This window comes from Pseudomonas sp. (assembly GCF_050739995.1).
In the GTDB taxonomy this organism is placed as follows: domain Bacteria; phylum Pseudomonadota; class Gammaproteobacteria; order Pseudomonadales; family Pseudomonadaceae; genus Aquipseudomonas.
Map to the genome: position 1 here is coordinate 1 of NZ_JBOICG010000239.1, position 2,437 is coordinate 2,437.

Consider the following 2,437-nt stretch of genomic DNA (forward strand, 5'->3'; position numbering starts at 1 on the left):
GCAGCAAGCCGTCGGCGCCGTTCATCACCTCCACCTTGCAGCAGGCCGCGAGCAATCGCCTGGGCTTTGGTGTGAAGAAAACCATGATGATGGCCCAGCGCTTGTACGAAGCCGGCTACATCACTTACATGCGTACTGACTCCACCAACCTGTCGGTGGACGCGGTGGCGATGGCGCGTACTTATATTGAAGGCGAATTCGGCAAGAAGTACCTGCCGGAGAAGCCAAACGTCTACAGCAGCAAGGAAGGCGCACAAGAGGCTCACGAAGCGATTCGTCCTTCCGACGCCAACACCACGCCTGCCAAGCTGAGCGGCATGGAACGTGACGCTGAGCGCCTCTACGAGCTGATCTGGCGCCAGTTCCTGGCCTGCCAGATGCTGCCGGCGCAATACCTGTCCACCACCGTCAGCGTGGGTGCTGGCGATTTTGAGCTGCGTGCCAAGGGGCGCATCCTCAAATTCGACGGTTACACCCGCGTAATGCCGCAAATCGCCAAGCCTGGCGATGATGACGTGTTGCCGGACATGGCCCAGGGCGACACGCTGAAGCTGATCAAGCTTGACCCGTCCCAGCACTTCACCAAGCCGCCGGCGCGTTATTCGGAAGCCAGCCTGGTGAAAGAGATGGAAAAACGCGGTATTGGTCGTCCTTCGACCTACGCGGCGATCATCTCCACCATCCAGGACCGCGGCTACGTAGCGCTGCACAACCGTCGTTTCTATTCGGAAAAGATGGGCGACATCGTTACCGAACGCCTCTCCGAGAGCTTCTCCAACCTGATGGACTACGGCTTCACCGCTGGCATGGAAGAGCATCTCGATGACGTGGCCCAGGGCGAGCGCGACTGGAAAAACGTACTCGACGAGTTTTACGGTGACTTCAAGAAAAAACTCGAAGTAGCCGAAAGCCCTGAGAGCGGCATGCGTGCCAACCAGCCGGTAATGACGGATATTCCGTGCCAGACCTGTGGTCGTCCGATGCAGATTCGTACGGCATCCACCGGCGTATTCCTCGGCTGCTCGGGCTACAGCCTGCCGCCAAAAGAGCGATGCAAGGCGACGGTCAACCTGGTGCCGGGCGATGAAATTGCCGCCGATGACGAAGGTGAGTCCGAGTCGTTGGTACTGCGTGGCAAGCACCGCTGCCCGATCTGCAGCACGGCGATGGACGCCTACCTGCTGGACGAGAAGCACAAGTTGCACATCTGCGGTAACAACCCGGATTGCAATGGCTACGAGATTGAGGAAGGCACCTACCGCATCAAGGGCTACGAAGGTCCGAGCTTGGAGTGCGACAAGTGCGGCAGCGAGATGCAGCTCAAGACCGGCCGTTTCGGCAAGTTTTTCGGTTGCACCAACCCGACCTGCAAGAACACTCGCAAACTGCTGAAGAGCGGTGATGCGGCGCCGCCGAAGATGGACCCGGTGAAGATGCCTGAGCTCAAGTGCGAGAAGGTCAACGACACCTACATCCTGCGCGATGGTGCTTCGGGTCTGTTCCTGGCGGCCAGCCAGTTCCCGAAAAACCGCGAGACCCGTGCGCCGCTGGTGCTGGAGATCGTGCCGCACAAGGACGAAATCGATCCGAAGTATCACTTCCTGTGTGAAGCGCCGAAGAAAGATCCGGATGGCCGTCCAGCCGTGATCCGCTACAGCCGCAAGACCAAGGAGCAGTACGTGCAGACCGAAGTGGACGGCAAGCCTACTGGCTGGAAAGCGTTCTACGACGGTGGCAAGTGGAAGGTGGAGGACAAGCGCCAGGGCGCTTGATCCGCTAATCAGCGAAAGACAAAGGCCGCCTGTATAGGCGGCCTTTTTTTTGCGCTTGCAGTGCGTTCGGCTGATCCGTGACACTGTTCAGCCAGTATCACGCTTATTCGTTGTGGAGACTGCCGTTATGGCCAACGAACTCTATACCCGTACCAATCAGAAAATTTACTTCGCGGGTTTGTCCCTGGAAGCCCTTGGTCGCGCCGAGGAAGGGAAGGAGATGAATGCCATCGCTCTGGTCCAGGCGGGACGAGAAGCGGCGTTGTTCCACTTGTATGGTGCTTTGCTGGGTTTGTGCCATGAGATCGCTGGGTTCTATCGCTTGCCCCAGGCCGGTTCGCCTCGCGCGGAAATGATCATGGCCCGCGAAGTACTGGAAACCATGGCCATCCCCGAGCTGGCTGAGTTGGTAGAAATGGCCCAGAGTCCGGACAGCTGGGTAGCGCGCTTGTTGAAGGCTCACGCCGACATGTTTCAGCCACCGCGTATTCCCCATGTGCCCAAGGGCGACGTGACCCAACCGTTGATCGTGGCCGTCGCGCTGGAAGAGGACGAACCCAAGCCGCTGAGCCGCGAAGAGTTGGAAAACTGGCGTCAGGAGCTAAAAAAGATGGCACTGCGCTTTCGTGAGGGTTTGAACGAGTGCTGAGAGGTTTGCACTGAAC

Annotated in this window: 2 protein-coding genes; both read left to right on the forward strand. The window is 58.7% G+C overall.

The features are described 5' to 3' along the window. Nucleotides 1-1,772, forward strand: a 1,772-nt coding sequence (locus ACRESD_RS08110; protein WP_431750448.1) for a DNA topoisomerase, incomplete at its 5' end; no start/stop codon positions are given. A 127-nt stretch (nt 1,773-1,899) separates the two neighbouring features. Then, nucleotides 1,900-2,421, forward strand: coding sequence for a DUF6586 family protein (locus ACRESD_RS08115; RefSeq protein ID WP_431750449.1), 522 nt, complete (start codon nt 1,900-1,902; stop codon nt 2,419-2,421). Nucleotides 2,422-2,437: the final 16 nt, after the last annotated feature.

Coding starts and splice junctions, on each gene's coding strand:
- ACRESD_RS08115 (WP_431750449.1), top strand. CDS start 1,900: ATGGCCAACGAACTCTATACCCGTACCAATCAGAAAATTTACTTCGCG.